This window comes from Chromobacterium sp. HL1 (genome assembly GCF_057418835.1).
In genome coordinates this window covers 5068493-5088434 of sequence record NZ_CP162399.1, presented here as the reverse complement: position 1 = coordinate 5088434, position 19942 = coordinate 5068493, and the positions used below count along the sequence as shown (strand labels likewise).

The 19942-nt window shown below is 67.0% G+C and carries 11 protein-coding genes; 1 reads left to right on the top strand and 10 read right to left on the bottom strand.

Annotated features, from left to right (window positions below; translation table 11 throughout):
- Positions 1 to 49: 49 nt before the first annotated feature.
- The 8 genes from AB1Z25_RS23250 to AB1Z25_RS23215 form a co-directional block, all read right to left on the bottom strand.
- Positions 50 to 2284, bottom strand: coding sequence for a TonB-dependent receptor (locus AB1Z25_RS23250; protein ID WP_486636278.1), 2235 nt, complete (start codon positions 2282 to 2284; stop codon positions 50 to 52).
- A 460-nt stretch (positions 2285 to 2744) separates the two neighbouring features.
- Positions 2745 to 3737, bottom strand: a complete 993-nt coding sequence (locus tag AB1Z25_RS23245) for a siderophore ABC transporter substrate-binding protein (protein ID WP_486636277.1) — start codon at positions 3735 to 3737, stop codon at positions 2745 to 2747.
- Positions 3734 to 4516: an iron ABC transporter ATP-binding protein gene (locus AB1Z25_RS23240; protein ID WP_486636276.1), complete on the bottom strand. Its 783-nt coding sequence runs from the start codon at positions 4514 to 4516 to the stop codon at positions 3734 to 3736. Before AB1Z25_RS23240 ends, AB1Z25_RS23245 begins: the two co-directional genes overlap by 4 nt.
- Positions 4513 to 5463: an iron chelate uptake ABC transporter family permease subunit gene (locus tag AB1Z25_RS23235; RefSeq protein ID WP_486636275.1), complete on the bottom strand. Its 951-nt coding sequence runs from the start codon at positions 5461 to 5463 to the stop codon at positions 4513 to 4515. Before AB1Z25_RS23235 ends, AB1Z25_RS23240 begins: the two co-directional genes overlap by 4 nt.
- Positions 5460 to 6404, bottom strand: a complete 945-nt coding sequence (locus AB1Z25_RS23230; RefSeq protein WP_304502822.1) for an ABC transporter permease — start codon at positions 6402 to 6404, stop codon at positions 5460 to 5462. The genes AB1Z25_RS23235 and AB1Z25_RS23230 overlap by 4 nt, the downstream gene beginning before the upstream one ends.
- Complete coding sequence (locus AB1Z25_RS23225) at positions 6401 to 8170, bottom strand: ABC transporter ATP-binding protein (protein WP_486636274.1); 1770 nt, start codon at positions 8168 to 8170, stop codon at positions 6401 to 6403. The genes AB1Z25_RS23230 and AB1Z25_RS23225 overlap by 4 nt, the downstream gene beginning before the upstream one ends.
- Positions 8164 to 9963: an ABC transporter ATP-binding protein gene (locus AB1Z25_RS23220; RefSeq protein WP_486636273.1), complete on the bottom strand. Its 1800-nt coding sequence runs from the start codon at positions 9961 to 9963 to the stop codon at positions 8164 to 8166. Before AB1Z25_RS23220 ends, AB1Z25_RS23225 begins: the two co-directional genes overlap by 7 nt.
- Positions 9960 to 10529, bottom strand: coding sequence for a sigma factor-like helix-turn-helix DNA-binding protein (locus AB1Z25_RS23215; protein ID WP_486636272.1), 570 nt, complete (start codon positions 10527 to 10529; stop codon positions 9960 to 9962). The genes AB1Z25_RS23220 and AB1Z25_RS23215 overlap by 4 nt, the downstream gene beginning before the upstream one ends.
- Positions 10530 to 10890: 361 nt before the next feature.
- Here AB1Z25_RS23215 and AB1Z25_RS23210 point away from each other — a divergent pair, with 361 nt between their 5' ends.
- Positions 10891 to 13047, top strand: a complete 2157-nt coding sequence (locus AB1Z25_RS23210; RefSeq protein WP_486636271.1) for a condensation domain-containing protein — start codon at positions 10891 to 10893, stop codon at positions 13045 to 13047.
- Between the two features lie 729 nt (positions 13048 to 13776).
- On the opposite strand, the gene basC is transcribed toward AB1Z25_RS23210, so the two are convergent.
- Positions 13777 to 15093 carry a putative histamine N-monooxygenase gene (basC, locus tag AB1Z25_RS23205; RefSeq protein ID WP_486636270.1) on the bottom strand — a complete coding sequence of 439 codons (1317 nt, stop codon included), beginning with the start codon at positions 15091 to 15093 and terminating at the stop codon, positions 13777 to 13779.
- Between the two features lie 463 nt (positions 15094 to 15556).
- Positions 15557 to 19939 (bottom strand): amino acid adenylation domain-containing protein, encoded by a 4383-nt coding sequence (locus tag AB1Z25_RS23200; protein ID WP_486636269.1) that lies wholly within the window; start codon positions 19937 to 19939, stop codon positions 15557 to 15559.
- Between the last annotated feature and the right edge of the window lie 3 nt (positions 19940 to 19942).

Genomic DNA, 19942 nt, shown 5'->3' with positions numbered 1-19942 from the left:
CGCCCCGCATGACCGGCAGGGCAAGGCTCAGAGTCCGCGAAGCGGATGCTCAGAACGACACGGTGCCGGACAACAGGAAGGTGCGCGGCGCGCCCAGGCCGCCGGACAAGCCGCTACCGTCGCCGCCGCTCCACGAACCCACCCAGTAAGCGCGATTGGCGACGTTTTGCACCGAGGCGCGCAAGGTGATTTCCTTGGCGGCCAGCTTGGTGGTGTAACGGGCGCCCAGGTCAAACGTGGTGTAGGACGGCAAAGACAGCTGGTTGTTGTCGCGGACGAAGCGCTCGCCCACGTACTGGGCGTTGCCGGTGGCGGTCAGGCCCGGCAGGGCGGCAATATCGTATTCCACGCCCAGCTTGGCCATCACCTTGGGCACGCCGGAGGCCTGCTTGCCCAGGTGCGCCGGGTCCAGCGCCTTGGTCAGCTCGGCCCTGGTGTAGGACGCGCCGCCCATCAGACGCAGGCCGCGGCTGGCCTCGCCCCAGAAGCTCCACTCCAGGCCGCGGTTGCGCTGTTCGCCGTACACGCCGAAGACATTGCTGTCCGGGCTGGTGTAAGCGCTGGGCCGGGCAATCTGGAACAGGCTCAGGCTATGGGTGAGGCCGCCCCAATCCAGCTTGGCGCCCAGTTCGTACTGCTCGGTCTGATACGGCTGCAGGCTTTCGCCGGCGTTCTTGGCCGTGTCCGGCGCCACGCCGCCCTGATTCAGGCCCTGGATGTAGTTGCCGTAAACCGAGAGCTGGTCCGAAAGCTTGACCAGCAAGGCGGTGGCCGGGGACCAACGGCTTTGGTCGTAGTTGGAGGTTTGCGCGCCGGCGGCGTCGTAGTTGCTGCTCTGCACGTTCTGACGCCGCGTGCCCACCGTCCACTGCACCTTGCCGTCCATGAAGGACAGCGTATCCGCCAGGGCGATGCTGCCCAACTTGTCCTGAACGCTCCTGCCCATATACCGGAACGCCGGCATGGACCCGAAGGACGGCGCATAGTAATTGGTGTTGAAGGTGGGGCCCATTCCATCCCGGTAGCTGCGCTCCGAGGTGAAGCGCGTGGCCGCCAGCGACCACTTATGCTGAATCTTGCCGGTGTCGAAATGACCGCGCACGCCGGCCTCGCCGGATTTCTGCGTGCCCTCGTTCATCAGGCGGAACGCGCTCACGCTGAGGTCGCCGGCGTTATTGAGCAAGCGGTCGCGCGTGATGGTGGCGTCGAAGTCCGCCTTGCGGTGGCCATAGGCGCCGTACAGGGTCAGCGCCTCGCTCAGCTCGTATTCGCCGCGCAGCAAGGCCACCTGGGTGGTGTTGGTATTGGTGGCCCAATCCGGCGCAAACTGGTAATCGCCTTTCTTGGGCGTGGGCACCTGGGTCACGCCCGGGGCGATGGAGAAGATGCCGAAGTAATTGATGCCGTCCATCTTTTCGCGCTGTCGGTAAAGGTCCAGCGAGACGCGGGCGCGCTCTCCGCGCCAGTCCAGGCCCAGCGCGGCCAGGTTCATGCCCTGTTTCTGCTTGTCCACCGCGGTGTCGCCGTTGCGGTAAACGCCGTTGAAGCGCACGCCCCACTGCTGCCTGTCGCCAAAGCGCCGGCCCGCATCCACATGCACGCCGGGCATATTGTCGGATTCATAAGTCGCGGTGACCGAGGTCAGCGGCGTGTTGCCCGCGCGCTTGGGCACGATGTTGACGCTGCCGCCCAGGCTGCCTTCCGGCGGCATGCCGTTGAGCAGGGTGGACGGCCCTTTCAGCACTTCCACCCGCGCCGCCATCTCGGTGGAGCCGCGCAGATTGGGCGCCATGCCGATCAGGCCGTTGAAGGTGATGTCGTTGGCCGAGGTGGGGAAGCCGCGGATATTGAATTTCTCGAGGATGGTGCCCTTGCTGGCCACGTGAACCGAGGGATCGGCGGCGCCGATCAGCGCGCCTATCTCGCGCGCCTGCTGGTTGGCCACATAGTCCTCGGTGTAGCTGATGGTGCTGAACGGCGTGTCCATCACGTCCAGATTGCCCAGCACGCCCACCCGGCTATCGGTGGCCAGCTGGCCGCCGGCGTAGACGCGGCGGCCTTGCACCACCACCGGCGCCAGCCGTTCCGGCGCGCCGTTGCTGGCCTGGGCCGGCGCATTGTCCGCCGCCAGCGCCGCCGGCGCCAAGCTCAGGCCGGTGCCGCCAAAGCCCACCATCAGGGCCAGATGGGTGGCGGCGCGCAGCGTATTCAGGGGGAAGGCGGATTGCGGCGCGAGTCGGCGTGTAGTTGATATGGGGGAGGCCGACCGTTTCTGACTCAACATCCAGATTCCTTTCTACGTGAGGAGATTGTTTCACTTCACTATGTATTCCGAAGCAAAGTGCGAAACCCTCAAATAGAAATGAAAATCATTTTTGATAGCACATCGTCAAGTCAACTCGCACCCGGCTTAGCGCTTGTTCAACGTCTCGCGAGCAAGAGCAAAAACCGTTGAGAAAGCGGAATGCGCAAGGGGTAGGAGCATTTTGAACGCGCGCCTCACGACGCGCAGCAGATCATGAAAACTGGTTTCAAGAGCTACCTTGGTGAACATAGAGGCCGCTGGTGGGTATCGCCTACGGCTCCTCCCACCCTACACAGGCTTGCTCGTCATCAGTAGGGTGGGAGGAGCGCAGCGATACCCACGCGGAAATCTCTTGAAGGGCCGGGACACATCGGCTGCGCGGTTTTCCGTGTACCGCGCTGGATTTCAAAACACGGCAGCAAAGATCGTAAACCGGCCTTCAGCTGCGATAGCCCTTGATCACCTCATCCCCAATCCGGTTCAGGCAACTCAGGCTGGCGGTGCACAGATACCAGGTTTCGGCGTCGGCGAAGATCACCTTGCCATTGCGCCAGGCCTTGGTCTGCCGCAACAGCGGGTTGTCCAGGGTTTTCAGATTCAGGGCCGGCCGCCGCTCCATCACCGCGGTGCGGTCTATCACGTACAAGATGTCCGGGTCCGCCTGCTGGATGAATTCATTGGAGATGGGCTGGCCGTGCAGGCCGCTATTGGTCTCATTGCTGGCCGGCTTCACGCCCAGGGTGTCGAAGATGTAGCCGTAGCGCGAGCGCACGCCGTAGGAGGTGAAAGCGCCGTTGTTGTGCAGCACGATCAGCGCCTTTTCCGGGCGGCCGGCGGTCACCTCGCGCACCTGCTTGATCTTGGCGTCGATCTCGCCGGCTTTCTCGCGCGCCAGCGCTTCCTTGCCCAAAATCCGGCCCAGGGTCAGCAAATGCTCCTTGGCCGTGTCCAGGGTATGGCCGGGCCGGTTGTTGAGGTCGATGTCGTAATGCAGCGTCGGCGCGATGCGGCTCAATTCCGGATAGCTTTGCGCCTGCAGCGGCGAGATCAGGATCAGGTCCGGCTTGAGCGCGTGCAGCCGTTCCAGATTGGGCTGGATGGTGGTGCCCACGTCCACCACCTTGGGGTCCTGTTCGTACTTCTTCAGGAAGCCGGCCACATAGTCCTTGGAGATGCCCGCCACCGGCGCGCCCAGTTGGTCCAGCGCGTCCAGCTCGCTCATGTCGAAGGCCACCACCCGCTCCGGCCGCTTCTTGATCTGGGTGGTGCCCAGCTCATGCTTGACGGTGACAGGGGCGTAGGCGGCCTGGGCCGCCGGCGCGGCGGCGGCCGCTTCCGGCGCGGCCTGTCGGGCGTCGCAGCCCAGCAAGCCGCCGGCCACGGCCAGCGCCAGCAGGGCCGCGCGCGCGCGCGGCTGCTTATGAATGCTCATACGGTTTCTCCAGAGGGTGAGGGATTGAAGTAATTGCAGACGAAGCCGCGCTCGCTGGGCAGGATGTCCACGGCCAGGCCGTAGAGATCGCGCAGCCGCGCCTGGGTGACCACCTCGGCCACCGGGCCGCAGCCATGCACCGCGCCCGCCTTCATCGCGACGATGTGGTCCGAGTAATTGGCGGCGAAATTGATGTCATGCACCACCAGGATCACGGTGCGGCCTTGTTCCTCGCTCAGCCGGCGTATCGCCTGCATGATGTGCACCGCGTGCTTCATGTCCAGATTGTTGAGCGGCTCGTCCAGCAGCAGGTAGTCGGACTGCTGGGCGATGCTCATCGCCAGAAAAGCCATCTGCCGCTGGCCGCCGCTGAGCTCGTCCAGATAGCGGGCGCGCAGCGGCTGCAGGCCCAGGAAGGCCAGCGCCTCGTCCACCGCGCGGCGGTCGTCCCGGCTCAGCAGGCCCTGGCTGTAAGGGAAGCGGCCGAACCCCACCAGTTCCTCCACCGTCAGGCGCAGGCCGATATTGGGGTGCTGGCGCAAGGTGGCCACGCGCTTGGCGTAGCTGCGCAGCGGAATCCGCTCTATCTCCTCGCCGTCCATCAGGATGCGGCCGGCGCAGGGCTTCAACAGCCGGGCGATGGACATCAGCAGCGTGCTCTTGCCGGCGCCGTTGGGGCCGATCAGCGAGGTGACTTGCCGGGAGGGAAAACTGAGATTGACGTCGCGCAGCACCTGTTTGTCGCCGTAGGCTTTGTAGACGCGCTCAAGCGTGATCATGCATGTCCTCTGCTGCGCACCATCAGCGCCAGGAAATAGGCGCCGCATACCAGGTTGACCAGGATGCTGACGGTGGTTTTGTAATTGAACAGCTGCTCCACCAGGAGTTGGGCAGCAATAAAGATGGCGATGGCGACGGCGCAGGCCAGCGGCAGCGTGACCCGGTGCCGGAAGGTGCGCGCCAGCGCGTAAGTGATATTGGCGACGAAGACGCCCATGAAGGCGGTGGGCCCCACCAGGCTGGTGGACACCGCCGCCAGCACCGCGATCAGCGCCAGTTGCATGCGCACATTGCCGGGGTAATCCACGCCCAGGGAAATGGCCTGCTCGCGCCCCAGCAGCAGCACGTCCAGCACCGCCAGCCGCCGGCATACCGTCCAGGCCGCGGCCGCGGTCAGCAGCGCGGCGAACAGCAGCGCCCCGGGCTGAACCCGGTTGAAGGAGGCGTAGCTGAAGCCCTGCAGGATGGCGAACTCGCCGGGGCTGGTCTTGAGCTGGATGAACTGGGTGAAAGTGCCCAGCACCATGGTCAGCACCAGGCCGCTCAGCAGCAGCAGGTAGAGATCGTTGCGCTCCTTGCGGAACAGCGCGCGGTGCAAGGCCCAGGAATAGGCCAGCATCACCGCGATGGACAGCAGCGCGTTGCCGTGGCGGCCCAGCAGCGCCAGGCTTTGCGCGCCCAGCAGCAATACCAGCAGCGCCTGCAGCAATAGGTAAATCGCCTCGTAGCCCATGATGGCCGGGGTCAGGATGCGGTTGCCGGTCAACGTCTGGAAGGTCAGCGCGGACACGGCGATGCAGACGCCGGCCACCCCCATCGCCGCCAGGCGGATCAGGCGGTTGGGAATCACGTAATCGAAATCCAGGCCGGAGCCCAGCAGCAGAAACGCCAGCGCCAGCGCCGCCGCCAGCGCCCAGACGCCGCGGCGGATCAGGGCGTCCCTCATTTGTGCTTCCATAGAATCATCATCAGGAACAAGACGCCGCCCACGCTGCCCGCGGTCAGGCCGATGGGCACTTCAAACGGGTAGATCAGCAAGCGGCCTATGATGTCGCAGACCAACATCAACAAGGCGCCGCAGGCGGCGACGATGGGCAGCGTGCGCTGCAGGTTCTCGCCCCAGCGCAGCGCCACCAGATTGGGAATGACCAGGCCGACAAAGGGAATGGCGCCCACGGTGATGACGGTGGCGGCCACCGTCACCGCCACCAGCACCAAGCCCAGCGCCGCGGTGGCCGCGTAGCTCAGGCCCAGGCTGGCCGCCATCTCCTCGCCCATGCCCAGCACGGTGAAGCGGTGGGCGTAGCAATACGCCAGCGCGACGATGGGCAGGATCAGGTAGACGATCTCGTAATTGCCTTCGACGATCTTGGAAAAATCGCCCAGCAGCCAGCCCTGCATGCTTTGCAGGATGTTGTGGCGGTAGGCGTAGAATTCGGCCACGGCGCTGAGCACGCTGCCGTACATCAGCCCTATCACCGGCACCAGCACGGTGTTCTTGAACTGGATGCGGCGGATGATGGCGATGAAGACCAGGCTGGAGACAAAACAGAAAGCCAGCGCGAACAACATCCGCCCCAGGTTGCCGGCCTCCGGGACCAGGCTCAGCCCCACCAGGATGCCCAGCTTGGCCGCGTCCAGCCCGCCGGAGGTGGCCGGCTCCACAAAGCGGTTGCGCACGATCTGCTGCAAAATCACCCCGCACACCGACAGCCCCACCCCCACCAGCAGCAACGCCGCCAAGCGCGGCAACCGGCTGGCGGTGAGGGTCAGCCAGCTGTCGTCGGACAGGGCCAGCGGCCCGGTCCAGGCCATCTGTTTGGCCCCCACCATCAGGGACAAGCCGCTGCAGGCCAAGAGCAGCAGCGGCAAGGCGAGTCGTTTCAAGACAGGGCCTCTGCGGCCGGCGCCGCGGTGATGCGCCAGCCCTTGGCGCTTCTGCGCTGCTCCAGGAAGTGGGCGTAAAGGCCGGCGCGCGCGCTCAGCTCGGCGTGGCTGCCTTGCTCGCGCACCTTGCCGTCCTCCAGCACCACGATCTGGTCCGCCATCTCCACCGTGGACAGCTGGTGGGCGATGACGATCAGGGTGCGCTTGCCGCGCAGCCGGGCCAGCGCCTCGGCGATGGCGGCCTGGTTCTCGGTGTCCAGCGCCGCCGTGGCCTCGTCCACCAACAGGATGGGCGCATCCTTGATCAGCGCCCTCGCAATGGAAATGCGCTGGCGCTCGCCGCCGGACAAGCGCGCGCCGCCCTCGCCCACCGGCGTGTCCAGGCCCTGCGGCAGGCGCTCGATGATTTCCTCCACCCCGGCCAGCCTGGCCGCCGCCAGCACTTCGGCGTCGCTGGCGTCCGGCTTGCCGATGCGGATGTTGTCGCCGATGCTGCCCTGGAACAGATAAGCGTCCTGGAAGATCTGGCTGATCTGGCCGGCCAGCCGTTCGCTGGACAGGTCGCGGACATCCACGCCGCCCACTTTCACCTCGCCCTGGTCCACGTCGAAGAAGCGGGCGATCAGGCGCAACACCGTGGTTTTGCCGGAACCGGACGCGCCCACCAGCGCCGTCATGCTGCCCGGCGCTATCCGCAGGCTGAGCTCGCTCAGCACTTGCACCTGTTCCGGCCCGTAGCGGAAGCCCACCCGGTTCAACTCCACCGAGGCGTCCGCCGGTTCGCCGGAACGGACCGGCTCGGCCATGGGTTCCACCTCGAACAGCTTGGCCACCGCCTGCAGCTGGCCGCGCGCGCCGCGCAGCACCTCGCTATAGCCGGCCACGTCCAGCAGCGGGTCGATGAAGCGGCTCATCAGCATCAGCGCCACCAGCGCCGGAATCACCGTGGCCGGGGTCAGGCCCAGGCCGGCATGGTCGCTCAGCCACAGCGCGGCCACCAGCAGCAGCGCGGCGAAACTGGCCTGCACCGCCCAGACGTTGAGCACCGAGGACAAGGCCGACAGCCGGATCAGGCGCCGGCCGGAGCGCTGCTGCTGGGCGATGGCCTGCTCCAGGAAACGCGTGCCGCCGCTTTCGCCGTTGAAGGCGCGCAGCACCGATTGCGCTTGCGCGAACTCCACCATGCGCTGGCTGCTCTGGCCGGCGTGCTGCTGATAGGCCTGGTCCGCGCGCTGGCTCAGCCGCGCGGTCAGCCCAAACACCAGCAGCAGGCAAGGCAGGCTGGCCAGCCCCACCCAGCCCATCAGCGGATTGACGGCGAACAGCGCGCCCAGCACCACCACCGGCGTCACCACGCCGACAAACAACGGGGTGAACACATGGGCCGGCAGTTGGGCCATTTCCATCATGCCCTGGGTGGCGATGTGATTGAGCCGGGCGGTGTTGCCGGCGCTGAACCAGCCCACCGGCAGGCTGCCCACATGCTCGGCCAAACGATGGCGTCCGCCTTGCAGCACGGCGATGCCGACCGCGATGCCGGCTTTCTCCACCTTGCGCCGCAAGCCCCAGCACAGCGCCACGCCCAATGCCTGCGCCGCCAGCCACGCGCCGGCCGCGCGCGCCTCGCCGGCCAGCAGATGGCTGAGCACCGGCGCCAACATCACGATGGTCACGCCGCACAGCAGGCTGTAGGTCAGCGCCAGCCACGCGTAACGGCGCAATTTGGCCGCGTCCTCCCCCAGCAGCCGAATAAAAGTCTTCAACATTGCGGCACCAATCCTTCCTGTTCTGCTTCTCCGGCCTTGCCGTAATGACCCTGCGCCCACAGCCGCGCGTAGCAGCCGCCCTGTTCCAGCAACTCATGGTGCCGGCCGCGCTCGATCAGCCGGCCCTTGTCCACCACCAGGATCTGGTCCGCCTGCATCACCGTGTCCAGCCGGTGCGCAATCACTACCAGGGTGCGGCCGCGGGCGAAGGCGGACAGCGCCTGCTGCAGCTTGACCTCGTTTTCCGCGTCGGCCGCCGCCGTCGCCTCGTCCAGCACCAGCACCGGCGGGTCCAGCAACACCGCGCGGGCGATGCTCAGCCGCTGGGCCTCGCCGCCGGAGAACTGCACGTCCTCGCCGATCACCGCGTCGTAGCCGCGCGGCAGTTCGAGAATGCGATCATGGATATTGGCCATGCGCGCGGCTTCCTCGATTTCCGCCTGGTTGGCGGAAGGCCGGCCCAGCGCGATGTTGTCGCGCACGCTGGCGTGGATCAGGCGCACGTCCTGCAGCACAAAGCCGATGCGCCGATACAGCTCCGCGCTGTCCAGCTGCCGCAGATCCACGCCGCCCAGGGTGATGCGCCCGGCGCTGGGGTCGAAGAAACGCAGCAGCAGCCGCGCCAGCGTGGACTTGCCGGCGCCGGAGGGGCCGACGATGGCCGTCACCGTGCCCGGGGCCAGCGTGAAATCGATGCCGGACAGCACCGGCTCCTGCTCGGCATAGCCGTAGCTCAGCCCTTCCACGCGGATTTCGGCGTCGACCGGCCGCGCCGCGCCGGCGGCGGTTTCCAGCACCGGGGTTTGCAGCAGCGCGTGCACGCGCTGGGCCGCGCCGGTGGCGTGGTTCAAATCATGAGTGATGTAGCTCAGCATCAACAGCGGCGAGCTCAGCCCCGGCGCCACCAGGGCGAAGGGCAACACGTCCACCGGGGCGATCCAGCCCAGGCCCACCATCAGCGCGCCGAAAGCCAGCACCACGCCCAGCACCGACACCGGCGCGATGATGGCGTTGGCGTTGGCCATCGCGCTGACCAGCGGCCGGGTGAAATCGGTGAAGGCGCTGGCGAAGGCGTCTATCGCCGCGCGGTAGCTGCCGTGCGCCTTGTGCTGCGCGCCAAAGGCCTTGACCACCGGAATGCCGTTGACGAACTCCACCACCGCGTTGTTGATGCGCGCCATGCCGGCGCCAAAGCTCTCCATATTGGCCGCGCTGGCCTTGTGCGCCCGCGCGAAGAACAGGAAGAACAGCGGAAACGGCAGCAGCGAGGCGATGGCCATGCGCCAGTCCATCGCGAACAGATACGCAATGGACGCCAGCACCGCGCCCGCGCTGCGCCCCAGCGTGGTGTAGAAATGGGCGGTCAGGCTGTGCAGGGTGCCGATATCGTCGTGCATCGCCTGCTTGACCTCGCCCGAGGCGCGGCTGGTGAACCAGCCCAGCGGCACCTTGGCCAGCCGGCGGGTGATGGCCAGACGCAACAGGCCGGTGATGCGGTTGTCCGCCAGATGGGCCACCACGTCGCCGGCCAGGATCAGCGTCATGCCGGCGAACAGGCAAAGCAGGCTCAGGCTCACCACCCGCCACAAGACATCGCCGCCCAAGGCGGCCGCGCCCTGGCCCAGCGCCAGCTGCGCGATATGGGCGACGCCGGCCAGCGGCGCCAGGCTCAGCATGGACCCCAAACCCGCCAGCAAGCCGGCGGCGATCAGCCGGCCGCGTATCGGCGCCAACACGCGGGCGATAGGCCCGGCCGCGGCCGCCTCTCCCAAAACCTCTTCCTCAACACTCATGACAACTCCTCTACGACACGAATTAATGAATGCGGCTTGCAGCCACCCTGCCCCAGGCCGGCCTCCACGCTGCGGCGGCAAGCCTGCAGGCCGAGCGCGACGTATTTCTCCACCGACGACACCGACACCTGCAGCTCCGCGGCGATATCGCCGTAGCTCATGCCGTTGAGCCGGGACAAGAGCAGGGCCTGGCGCACCTTGAACGACTTGCCCATCAGCGCCAGGTCCACGCCCTTGATCTCCTCCTTCACCAGCGCGCGCGCCTCTTCCGACTGCGCGCGCGGCTCCGGCTGCAAGGCCTGGCTTTCCAGATAACGGGCCTCCAGCCGGCGGCGGCGCAGCAGATCGATCACCTTGCCTTTGGCGATCTGCGCCAAATGGCAGCGCGATTCGTCCGCCGGCGGAAGCCGGCCTTTCTGGATGAGGTGCAGGTAAATGTCGTGAGCCAGCTCCGTCGCATCGTTCGGATTGCCCAACTTGCGCTGCAACAAGCCGCACAGCCAGCCGTGGTGATCCAGGTACAAGCTCCGCAATTGCGACTGAAAAGTGATCGGGCCATTGTCCACGCCCCTCTCCTTTTCACTTGTATTTGCAAATGATAATCATTTTTATTATTATCACCGACATTGTCAATACGTCATACAAGACGTAATCAACCAATGTCCTTTGCATGAATTATGCCGAAAAGCCAGTTTACGGCCGCCGGGCATGACGCATAAGCGCCCCCTCAGCCCGATGGGGCCATGACTGACACGGCCGGAATCCCGCGCCTGCCATGCCGTAGACATCTCATCGCAAGAACCCGCCGCACGCATTCCCAGGGCCGTCATCCCCCGACGACGCGTCCTGTTGACTGGCGACCGTCAAAGGCCTCCCGTCGCCGCCCGCAACGATTATTGGCTGTTGAATTTCAGAAGGAGACCACTCTTGTCGCACCCCCACCCCGACATCCCGTCGCAGCGCCTGCCCCTGAGCCTTCACGAAGAACAATGCTGGCTATTGCAGCAGCAACACCCGGAACGCCTGAACCGCCTTGTCGACGCCTGGCGGCTGGACGAGCAAACGGACCTCGCCCTGCTGACCCTGGCGCTGCAACAGCTGATCCAGGCCCGGCCGGAGCTGAACGCCCGCTACCAGTTCAGCGACGACGGCGATCTGCGCAAATCCCATGTGGACGGCTGGCACCCTTGCATCGCCTTCCCGCGCATGAGCGAAGCCCAGCTAACCGAGCGCCTGCTCGCGCTGCGCGCGGCGCCCTGGGACGCGGAGACGCAGCCGCCGTTCCAGGCCCTGATCGTCCACACCGAACACAGCGCCGTGCTGGCGCTGAGCCTGCACCCCATCCTGGAGCCGGCCCAGCCCTTCAAGGCCCTGGCGGACGCGCTGGCCCAGGGCTATCGGCAACTGGATGCCGCCCGCCGCCCGCTGACGCTGACGCCGCTGCCCTTGCAGGCCGGCGAAACCGGCTACCGCCCGCCGGCGGCCGCCCAGCCCGCCGCCGACGGCCAGGACGCGATCGCCGCCGTCATCCTGAGCGAACTGCGCGCGGTGCTGGCCGAGCCCGGCATGAAGCCGGACGACAACTTCTTCGATTTCGGCGGCCATTCCCTGCTGGCCACCCGCATCATCGGCACGCTGCAAAGCAAGCACGGCATCCAGATCCGCTTCAACGACTTCTTTGAAGCGCCCACCGCCGCCGCGCTGGCCGCGCGCGCCACCGTCATCGAACAACGCCGTCAGGCCGCGCCGTCCGCCGAAGTGCGGCAAGCGCCGCTGGCGCTGGCGCAAGCCTCGCTGTGGCGCGCCTACGCCGCCTACGACTTCGGCACCATCTTCAACCTGCCCTTCGCGCTGGACTTCCTCGATCCGGTGGACGAAAACCTGTTCCGCCTGGCCTTCACAGACTTGCTGGAACGCCACGCCAGCCTGCGCGCCACCTTCCATCAAGAAGACGGTGCCGCGCTCCAGCGCATCGTGCCGCTGACGGAAATCGGCGGCTACAAGTGGTTCTGGAGCAGCGCGGAGAGCGAGGGGCTGACGCTGGCGGACGAAGCCGCCCACCGCTTCGACCTGAGCCGGGAACTGCCGCTGCGGATACGCTTCTTGCGCCACCCGGCCACCGGCCGCCAGACCCTGTCCTTCCTGGTGCATCACATGGCGATCGACGAATGGTCGCTCAATGTGATGATGGACGAGCTGGCGCTGGCCTACCGCGCCCGCGCCGCCGGCAAGGCGCCGCAATGGGCCGCCCCGGCGCCCTCCTTCCACGCCTTCGCGCTGGAACAACAGAGCCAGGGCGTCAACCCGCGCCACATGGACTACTGGACCGCCATGCTGCGCGGCGCCACGCCGGGCCTGCGCCTGCCGGACCCGGCCGCGCCGGCCGCCGCGCCCGACCAGGCCGCCGGCTTCAAGGCCAAATGGCTGGAGTTCAAGCCCGAGCCGGGCACGCAGGAAGCGATCACCGCCTTCGCCAAGCGTCACGATTCCTCGCTGTTCAGCGTGGTCTACACCGCCATCGCGCTGGCCCTGCATAAGCTGGGCGATCTGCCGGAAATCGTGATCGGTACCTCGTCCTCCGGCCGCACCGACGCGGCGTATTTCGACACCGTCGGCTACTTCACCACCATGGTGGCGCACCGGGTGCGCTTCGACCGCGGGCAATCGCTGGGCAACCTGCTCAAGGACGTGACCCTGACCATCAACGACTCCATGGCCTACGCCGACATTCCGCTGGAACTGGTGCAAAACGCGCTGGGCATGACGCCGGCGGACGGCCTGCTGTTCGACGTCTACGTCCAGGTCCACGCCAACAACGCGCTCAACGGCGCGCTGCCGGCCCCGGACGGCGGCGAGATCCGCTACCGCCAGATCGACCCGGACAAGAGCGAATCCATGTTCGGCCTGCAGTTCGAGATCATGGAAGACGCGCACGACGGCTCGCTGCGCCTGGTCATCACCTACCGCGCGGAACGCTACTCCGCCGCCCAGCTAGAGGCCATCTGCGCCACGCTGCACCGCTTGTTCGCGCTCTTGAGCGCGGGCGACGCCAGCGAACGGAGGCTGGAAGAGCTGCTGGGCTAAGCCGTCGTTTACGGTCCGCTGCGCGTCGGAGAAACGGCGCGCAAAGCCTGACGCCCCCGCCCTCAAACGAGAGCGGGGGCGTCCATTTCATTCAGTCTCAGAACCCGATCCGCGTGGGTATCGCTGCGCTCCACCCACCCTACCGCGACAAGCAGCCTTCATAGGGTGGGTGGAGCCGCAGGCGATACCCACCAACAGCGCAGCCTGTCCACAATCTTTGTTCCGTGTTTTGAAATTCCGCTAGCACACAGGCAACCCCGCACCCGACGCGCCCCAGGCCCCGGTCCGCGTGGGTATCGCTGCGCTCCACCCACCCTACCGCGACAAGCAACCTTCGTAGGGTGGGTGGAGCCGCAGGCGATACCCACCAACAGCTCAGCCTATTCGCAACCTTTGTTCCGTGCTTTGAAACGACTCTAGCGCTCAGGCAACCGCGTACCCGACGCGCCCCGGCCCCGATCCGCGTGGGTATCGCTGCGCTCCACCCACCCTACCGCGACAAGCAGCCTTCGTAGGGTGGGTGGAGCCGCAGGCGATACCCACCAACAGCGCAGCCTGTTCACAATCTTTGTTCCGTGTTTTGAAACGACTCTAGCGCTCAGGCAACCGCGTACCCGATGCGCCCCAAGCCCCGGTCCGCGTGGGTATCGCTGCGCCCCCCCTACCGCGACGAGCAACCACCGTAGGGTGGGTGGAGCCGCAGGCGATACCCACCGGCCGGTTTAGAACCTAGCCCTGCGGCAGCCCATAATGCTGGAACGCCGAACGCTGCGGCAGGCGATAACGCGGCTGGCCCAGCAACTGATTGATGATGGCCGCGTTGCGGATCGGGCCTATGCCCAGGTCAGGCGAGCCCACCCCGTGCTGGAAAATCTCCGCGTTCTGCACAAACACCCGGCCCGGCCCCTGATCGCGGCGGCGGGCGGTGAAATCCTCCTCCACGATGCAATCGCCCTGCGCGTCCACCTCCAGCACCGTCTCCTTCAAGCGCTCAAACCACTGCGGCCAGGCGTGGGCGTAGCCGGTGGCCGCGACGATGGCGTCCGTCTCCAGCTGGCAACGCTGGCCCAGCTGCCGGTGATGGCAAGTCATGCGCAGCGCGCCGTCCGCGCCCTGCTCCTCCAGCGCCTCCACATCGCAATTGGAATACAGCTTCAGGCCCGGCTCGCGGCCGCCTATCGAACGCTCGTAGAGCAGATCGAAGATATCGCCGATGGTGGAGAAGCTGATGCCCTTGTACAGCAGGCCCTGGCCGGCCACCACCTCGCGGCGCTTCTCGCGCGGGATGCTGTGGAAGTACTGCATATAAGCCGGGGTGAAGCACTCCTGCCCCAGCTTGGAAAACTCCATCGGGTGAAAGCCCGGCGCGCGCGTGATCCACTGGATGGACGCCCCGGCCGCCGCCTGCTCCGGGCTCAGCTCGCGGAACAGCGCCAGCACGCACTCCGCCGCGCTCTGGCCGGAGCCGATCACAGTGACGCGCCGGCATTGCGACAAAGCCTGCTGATTGGGGATGAACTGGGCGGAATGGATCACCCGCGGGTGGCGGCTGGCGCGCGCCCACGCCGGCAGCCACGGCGAAGTGCCCACGCCTACCACCAGATCGCGGCCGGCGTAGCGGCGCATCCCGCCCGACGCCGACTCGCTGTCCACCACGAAACGCCCCGCGCCCGCGTCGTAAGTCACGTCCCGCACCTCCTCGCCAAAGCGGCAGGCCGGCAACTGCTGCGCGGCCCAGCGGCAGTAGTCGTCGTATTCGATGCGCGGCACCAGGGTGTTGTCGTAGTAGTAGAACTGGTAAAGGCGGTCATGCTGGTGCAGATAGTTCAGATAGCTGAGCGGATGCGTGGGGTCCGCCAACGTGACCAGATCGGCCAGGAACGGCACTTGCAGCGTGGTGCCCGGCAACAGCAAACCCTCATGCCAGCGAAACGCCGGCTTGCGCTCCAGAAACACCCCTTTGATATCCGAGTGACGCGACAACAAGGCCGCCAAGCCCAGATTGAACGGCCCGATGCCGACGCCGGCAACATCTACGTTCGCCATTTCCATATGCGAAAAACTCCCAAGGTTCTATCAAAGGTTCTATCGGTTGTCCCCGGGGCGGGATGGCCGCCCCGGGGTAAAAGTGTTTAGAACTTGTCCACGATCTTTTGCACTACCAAGTCCAGCGGGACTCAGCTTGCTCGGCGCGAAGAAAACCACGTGCCCGACGCGCCCCAACTCCCTTCAAGCCTGCCGTCGGGTGGCAGGCCCGAGGTTTTAAGCGGCTGCTTGTTCGAGCACCGCGACGTTAGCGCGGTGCGAGTTCAGCCGCGCCTCGGGCCTGACGGGACCCGGCGGGAAGCCGCAGGCCAGGCTTGCAGGGCGGCCTTTGGGGTGAAGGGGAATTTGGCCGAGCAAATTCCCCTTCCTGCCCGCCGGGCAGCCCCGGCAATGCAAACCATCATCCGCGCAGCGGATTCAATGCCTTGGCATTGCCTGCCCTTAAAAAATCGTGAACAAGCCCTTAAGGCTGGCCAGCCGCCAGCAAACGCTCCACATCCGCCACATTGCGGCAACGCAGCAGCTGACCGGGCGACAGCTCGACGGCGAAGGTTTCCCGCAGGCGCGCCGCAATGGCTTTCAGATGCTGGGGCAGCAAGCCCATGCTGCTGAAGTCCAGCAGCTCGTCGGCCAGCTCCTGATAGGAACGCCCCAGCACGCCCAGGTAAATGTCCAGCACCGGGCGCCGGTGCCGCGTCGCCGCGACCGGAGCCTCGACAACGGCGACAGCGGGCGCGGGTGGCACGGCACGCTCCTGGGCCGGCGCCTGCAACAGCGCGCGCGCGCCGCGGCGGTCCGGCTTGCCGTTTTGCGACAAGGGCAGTTGCGCCACCTGTAAGAAACGCGTGGGCACATGGGATTGCGGCAGGACGCGGCGCGCGTGCTCGCGCAGATCCGCCGCGCTCGCCTCCGCGCCGGGCTTGGCCACGTAGAGCGCGCCGATGCCCAACTCCCCCTGCCGCTCGTCGCCCACATCCACCACCAGCACATGGGCCAGCGCCGGATGCTTGATCAGCTCCATCTCGATGTCCGGCAGCGATACCCGCACCCCGCGCACCTTGACGTAGCCGTTGACCCGGCTGTCAAACATCATCACCCCGTCCGGCCGGTAACGGCCGCAGTCGCTAGTGCGGAAGGCGCGCGCCTGCTGGCCGGCCTCGTCGCGCACCGTGACGAAGTCGTGCTGGGTCAGCTCGCCGTTTTCCAGATAGCCCAGCGCCAGATTGACGCCGGCGGTGTGAATGCGTCCGGCCACGCCGGCCGGGCAATGCTCGCCGCGTTCGTTCAGCAGCCAATAGCGGTTGCCGGGCAGCGGCCGGCCATAGGGCACCTTGGCGCTGTCCTCCGCGACGATGTCGTGCCAGATGCTCCAGATCGTGGTTTCCGTCGGCCCGCCCAAGGACAGCAGCCGCGCCGCCGGCAGAGCAGCGCGCAAATCCGCGATGATGGACGGCTTGATGTAATCCCCGCCCTGGGCCACCAGCCGCAGGCTGTGCAGCCCGCCGTCCCGCCGGCAAGACAGCAACATTTCCAGCATGGCCGGCACCGTGCACCACAGCGTGACGCCGTGCTCGTCCACCAGCTGGTTCCAGCGCACCGCGTCCTTCTCCTCGCCCGCCTCCGGCAACACCAGCGTGGCGCCGGCAGTCAGACTGCCCAGCACATCGAACACCGACATATCGTGGTGCAGCGGCGTCACCGACAGGCACACATCGCGCTGCGTCACCTGCCAATGCTCCAGCGTGGCCCCGATGACATTGGCCGTGGCCCGGTTGCACAACACCACGCACTTGGGCTTGCCGGTGGTGCCCGAGGTGTACAGGTAATACGCCGGCGTCTCGCTCAGGGACAGCGCCTGCCAGCCGCCGCGCGCGGCCAGCGGCGCGGCCTCGGCCAGCAATTGCTCCGGCGTGGCCCGCGCATGCTCCGTCGGCAGCGGCTGGGCCGCCACCACCAGGTCCGGCCGGCAGTTGTCCAGCAAATAACGCAGCCGCTCCTCCGGGGACGCCGCGTCTATCGGCACCCACACCACGCCGCTGAAGGCGCACGCCAGGGTGACGATGGTGTGTTCCGGGCTGCGCGGCAGGCACACCGCCACCACCTGGCCGGCGCTGACGCCGCGCGCCTTCAGCGCCGCTATCGCTCGGGACACCGCCTCGCCCAGCTCGCCGTAGCGTATCCGCCGCTGACCGCTGATCAGCGCCACCCGGGCGTTGTCCGGGTCGAAGATATGGGCGGCGATGCGGCCGAGGAAATTCTCGCGCCGCGCCTCGGCCTCCACGCTGTTCAGCCGGTAATGGCCGTAATCCAGCACCCGGCCGGCCGAAGCCTCGAACACGCCGCTGTCCGTCACCTGCTCGATGGCCCGCTCCAGCGCGCACAGCACCGCGCTCACCAGGGCCGGTTCCAGCGCGTCGCGGGCGTAATCGATGTCAAACACCAGCGCGCCGTCCGCCCGCGCGGAAAAACGCAGATCCATCGCCACCTGCGGCGTCTGGGTCAGCCCGCCGATCTGGCGCATGGCGCCGTCCGCCGCCGTCGGCCACGACAAGCCATTGGTCACCACCACCGGCAGCGCCGGGCCGGGGCCATGGCTTTCAAACAACATCCGCGCCAGGTCCACGCCGGAGAAGGCCAGGTGCTGCAAGCCCTCCATCACGTCCGCCTGCAAGCGGCGGCCGCGCTCGGCCAGGCTGTCCAGCCCCGCCGGCCACGTGACCGCGATGAAGCTGGAACGGTTGGAGAAGCCGCCGGACGGCAGCGGCGCCACCGGCACCGCCACGCACAAGCCGCCCTCGTCCAGCCAGTGCGACAACACCTCCAACACCAGCGCCATCACCGTGGTGTTCTTGAAAAAGCGCTGCCCATTGCCCAGCTTGCCCAGCCGCTCGAAACGCTCCGCGCTCACCGTCAGGCTTTGCCGCTCATAGCGCGCCACGCCCAATTGATCCAAGGGCTTGCGCCAAGGCAGCCGCGGCGCGCCGCCGCAATCGGCCAACTTGTTTTTCCAATACAGCGCGTCCGCCTTGCGGGCTTCCGCGGACGCCTCGGCCGCCGCGGCGGCGGCCGGCCTGCTCGGCTCCGCCACGCCCTGGAACAGCTCCAGCATCAGCGCGGCGATGGAGCGTCCATCGACAATCAAGGCATCGAAACGCGCAAACACCGTCAAGCTGTCGTCCGGCAGCAGGAACAACGTCAGCTCCCAAGGCGCGTGCTCCAGATCAAACAGCGCGTGGGCGTAATCCTCGCGCGCCGCCGCCACCCGCTCCTGGGCCGCCGCCGGCAACAAGGCGCGCAAATCCACCTCCCGCAGATTCACCCGCGGCTGCGCGCGGACCCGCTGCCGCAAGCGCGCAACGTCTATCACCGTGCGCAGGCAATCGTGACGCCGCACCATCTCGCCCAGCCGGGCGCGCAGCAGCGCCGGGTCCATCGTCCCGTGGTATTCGCGGAACTCCTGCATCGCCACCCCGCCCAGCGGCAGTTGCGCGGTGCGGCCTAATAGATACGCCTGCTGCAACACCGACAGCGGCGTTTCCGCCTCCGGCTGCGCCAGCGGGCGCTCCAGCGCGGCTGGGTCCGCCGCCACGGCGGTGGCCAGGGCCACGAAATCGTTGAACAGCTGCGTGATCCAGTCTTGCGGCAAGGCGTCCAGGCGGATGTCCCAATTGATCAACACCCCGCCGTCCGCGCTGACGATCTGCGCGTCCAAGGCCACCTGCGGCCCCTGCGAAATCACCCAGTTCATCGCGCCGAAGGCGCGCCGCACCCGCTCCGAGAACAGCTCCCCGCCCGGCATGTCCAGCGCCGCGGTGAACACCACCGGCGCGATCTGCGGCGAACGATGATGGCGGGACAGATCCCGCATCAGGTTCACGCCCGGATAAGCGCAATGGCCGGCGCGCTCCAGCAACTGCGAGGCCAGGTTTCGGCACAGCGCGCCCAAAGTCGGCGCCGCGTCCAAATCCACATCCAGCAACACCAGATTGGCGAACTCCCCGATGATGCGCTCCGCGCCCTCCAGCAGCGGCGGCCGCCAGAACACCGGCACATTCAGCCGGAAGCGCCGGTCCCCGGTGGCCGCGCCCAAAGCCTGGGCGAACACGCCCAACATCAGGCCGGACAGCGTCAGCCGTTGCGCCTTGGCCAGCCGCCGCAAAGCCTGGCGCTGCTCCGGCGCCAGCCAGGCGCACAAGCGCTGGCTGGACGCCGCGCCCGCCGGCCCCTCCCGGCGCGGCAAGGACGGCGCCGGCGCGATATCGGCCAACTGCGCGCGCCACCAATCGCGGTCCCGCTCCCGGGCCGCCTTGAGCCAGGGCTCGTCCCGCGCCCGGTCGCACCACTCAAAGAAGGACGGCGTGGGCGGCGTCTCCGCGTCCTGGGATTCGTAAAACAGCGCCAAATCCTCCATCAGCACGCGGAAGCTGGACGGGTCCACGGCGATCATGTCCGCGTCCACATGCAGCCGGCTATCGCCCGCGCCAAACAGGCTGATGGAAAAACGAACGGCTTGACCGGTTGCCAGGTCAAGCCGCTGATGAGTCCACTGCTGGCGCTTGGCTTCCAGGCGCTGCGCCAGCGCCTCGCCCTCCAAGGCGGTGAAATCCTCCACCTCCAGATGGGGCGCTTTGTCCGCCGCCGCCAGCGCCTGCATGCCGTCCGCCGTTACGCAGGCGCGCAGCATGGCGTGCTCGCGGCCCAGCCGGGCCAGCGCGGCCACCAAACGCGGCAGCTCAATGGCCTGGCCGTCGAACTCCGCATACAAATGCGCAGAGACGCCACCCAGATCGGAATGATCGCCCCGGCCCATCCAGCAGGCCGCCTGCATTGAAGTCAGCTCTCTCATTGC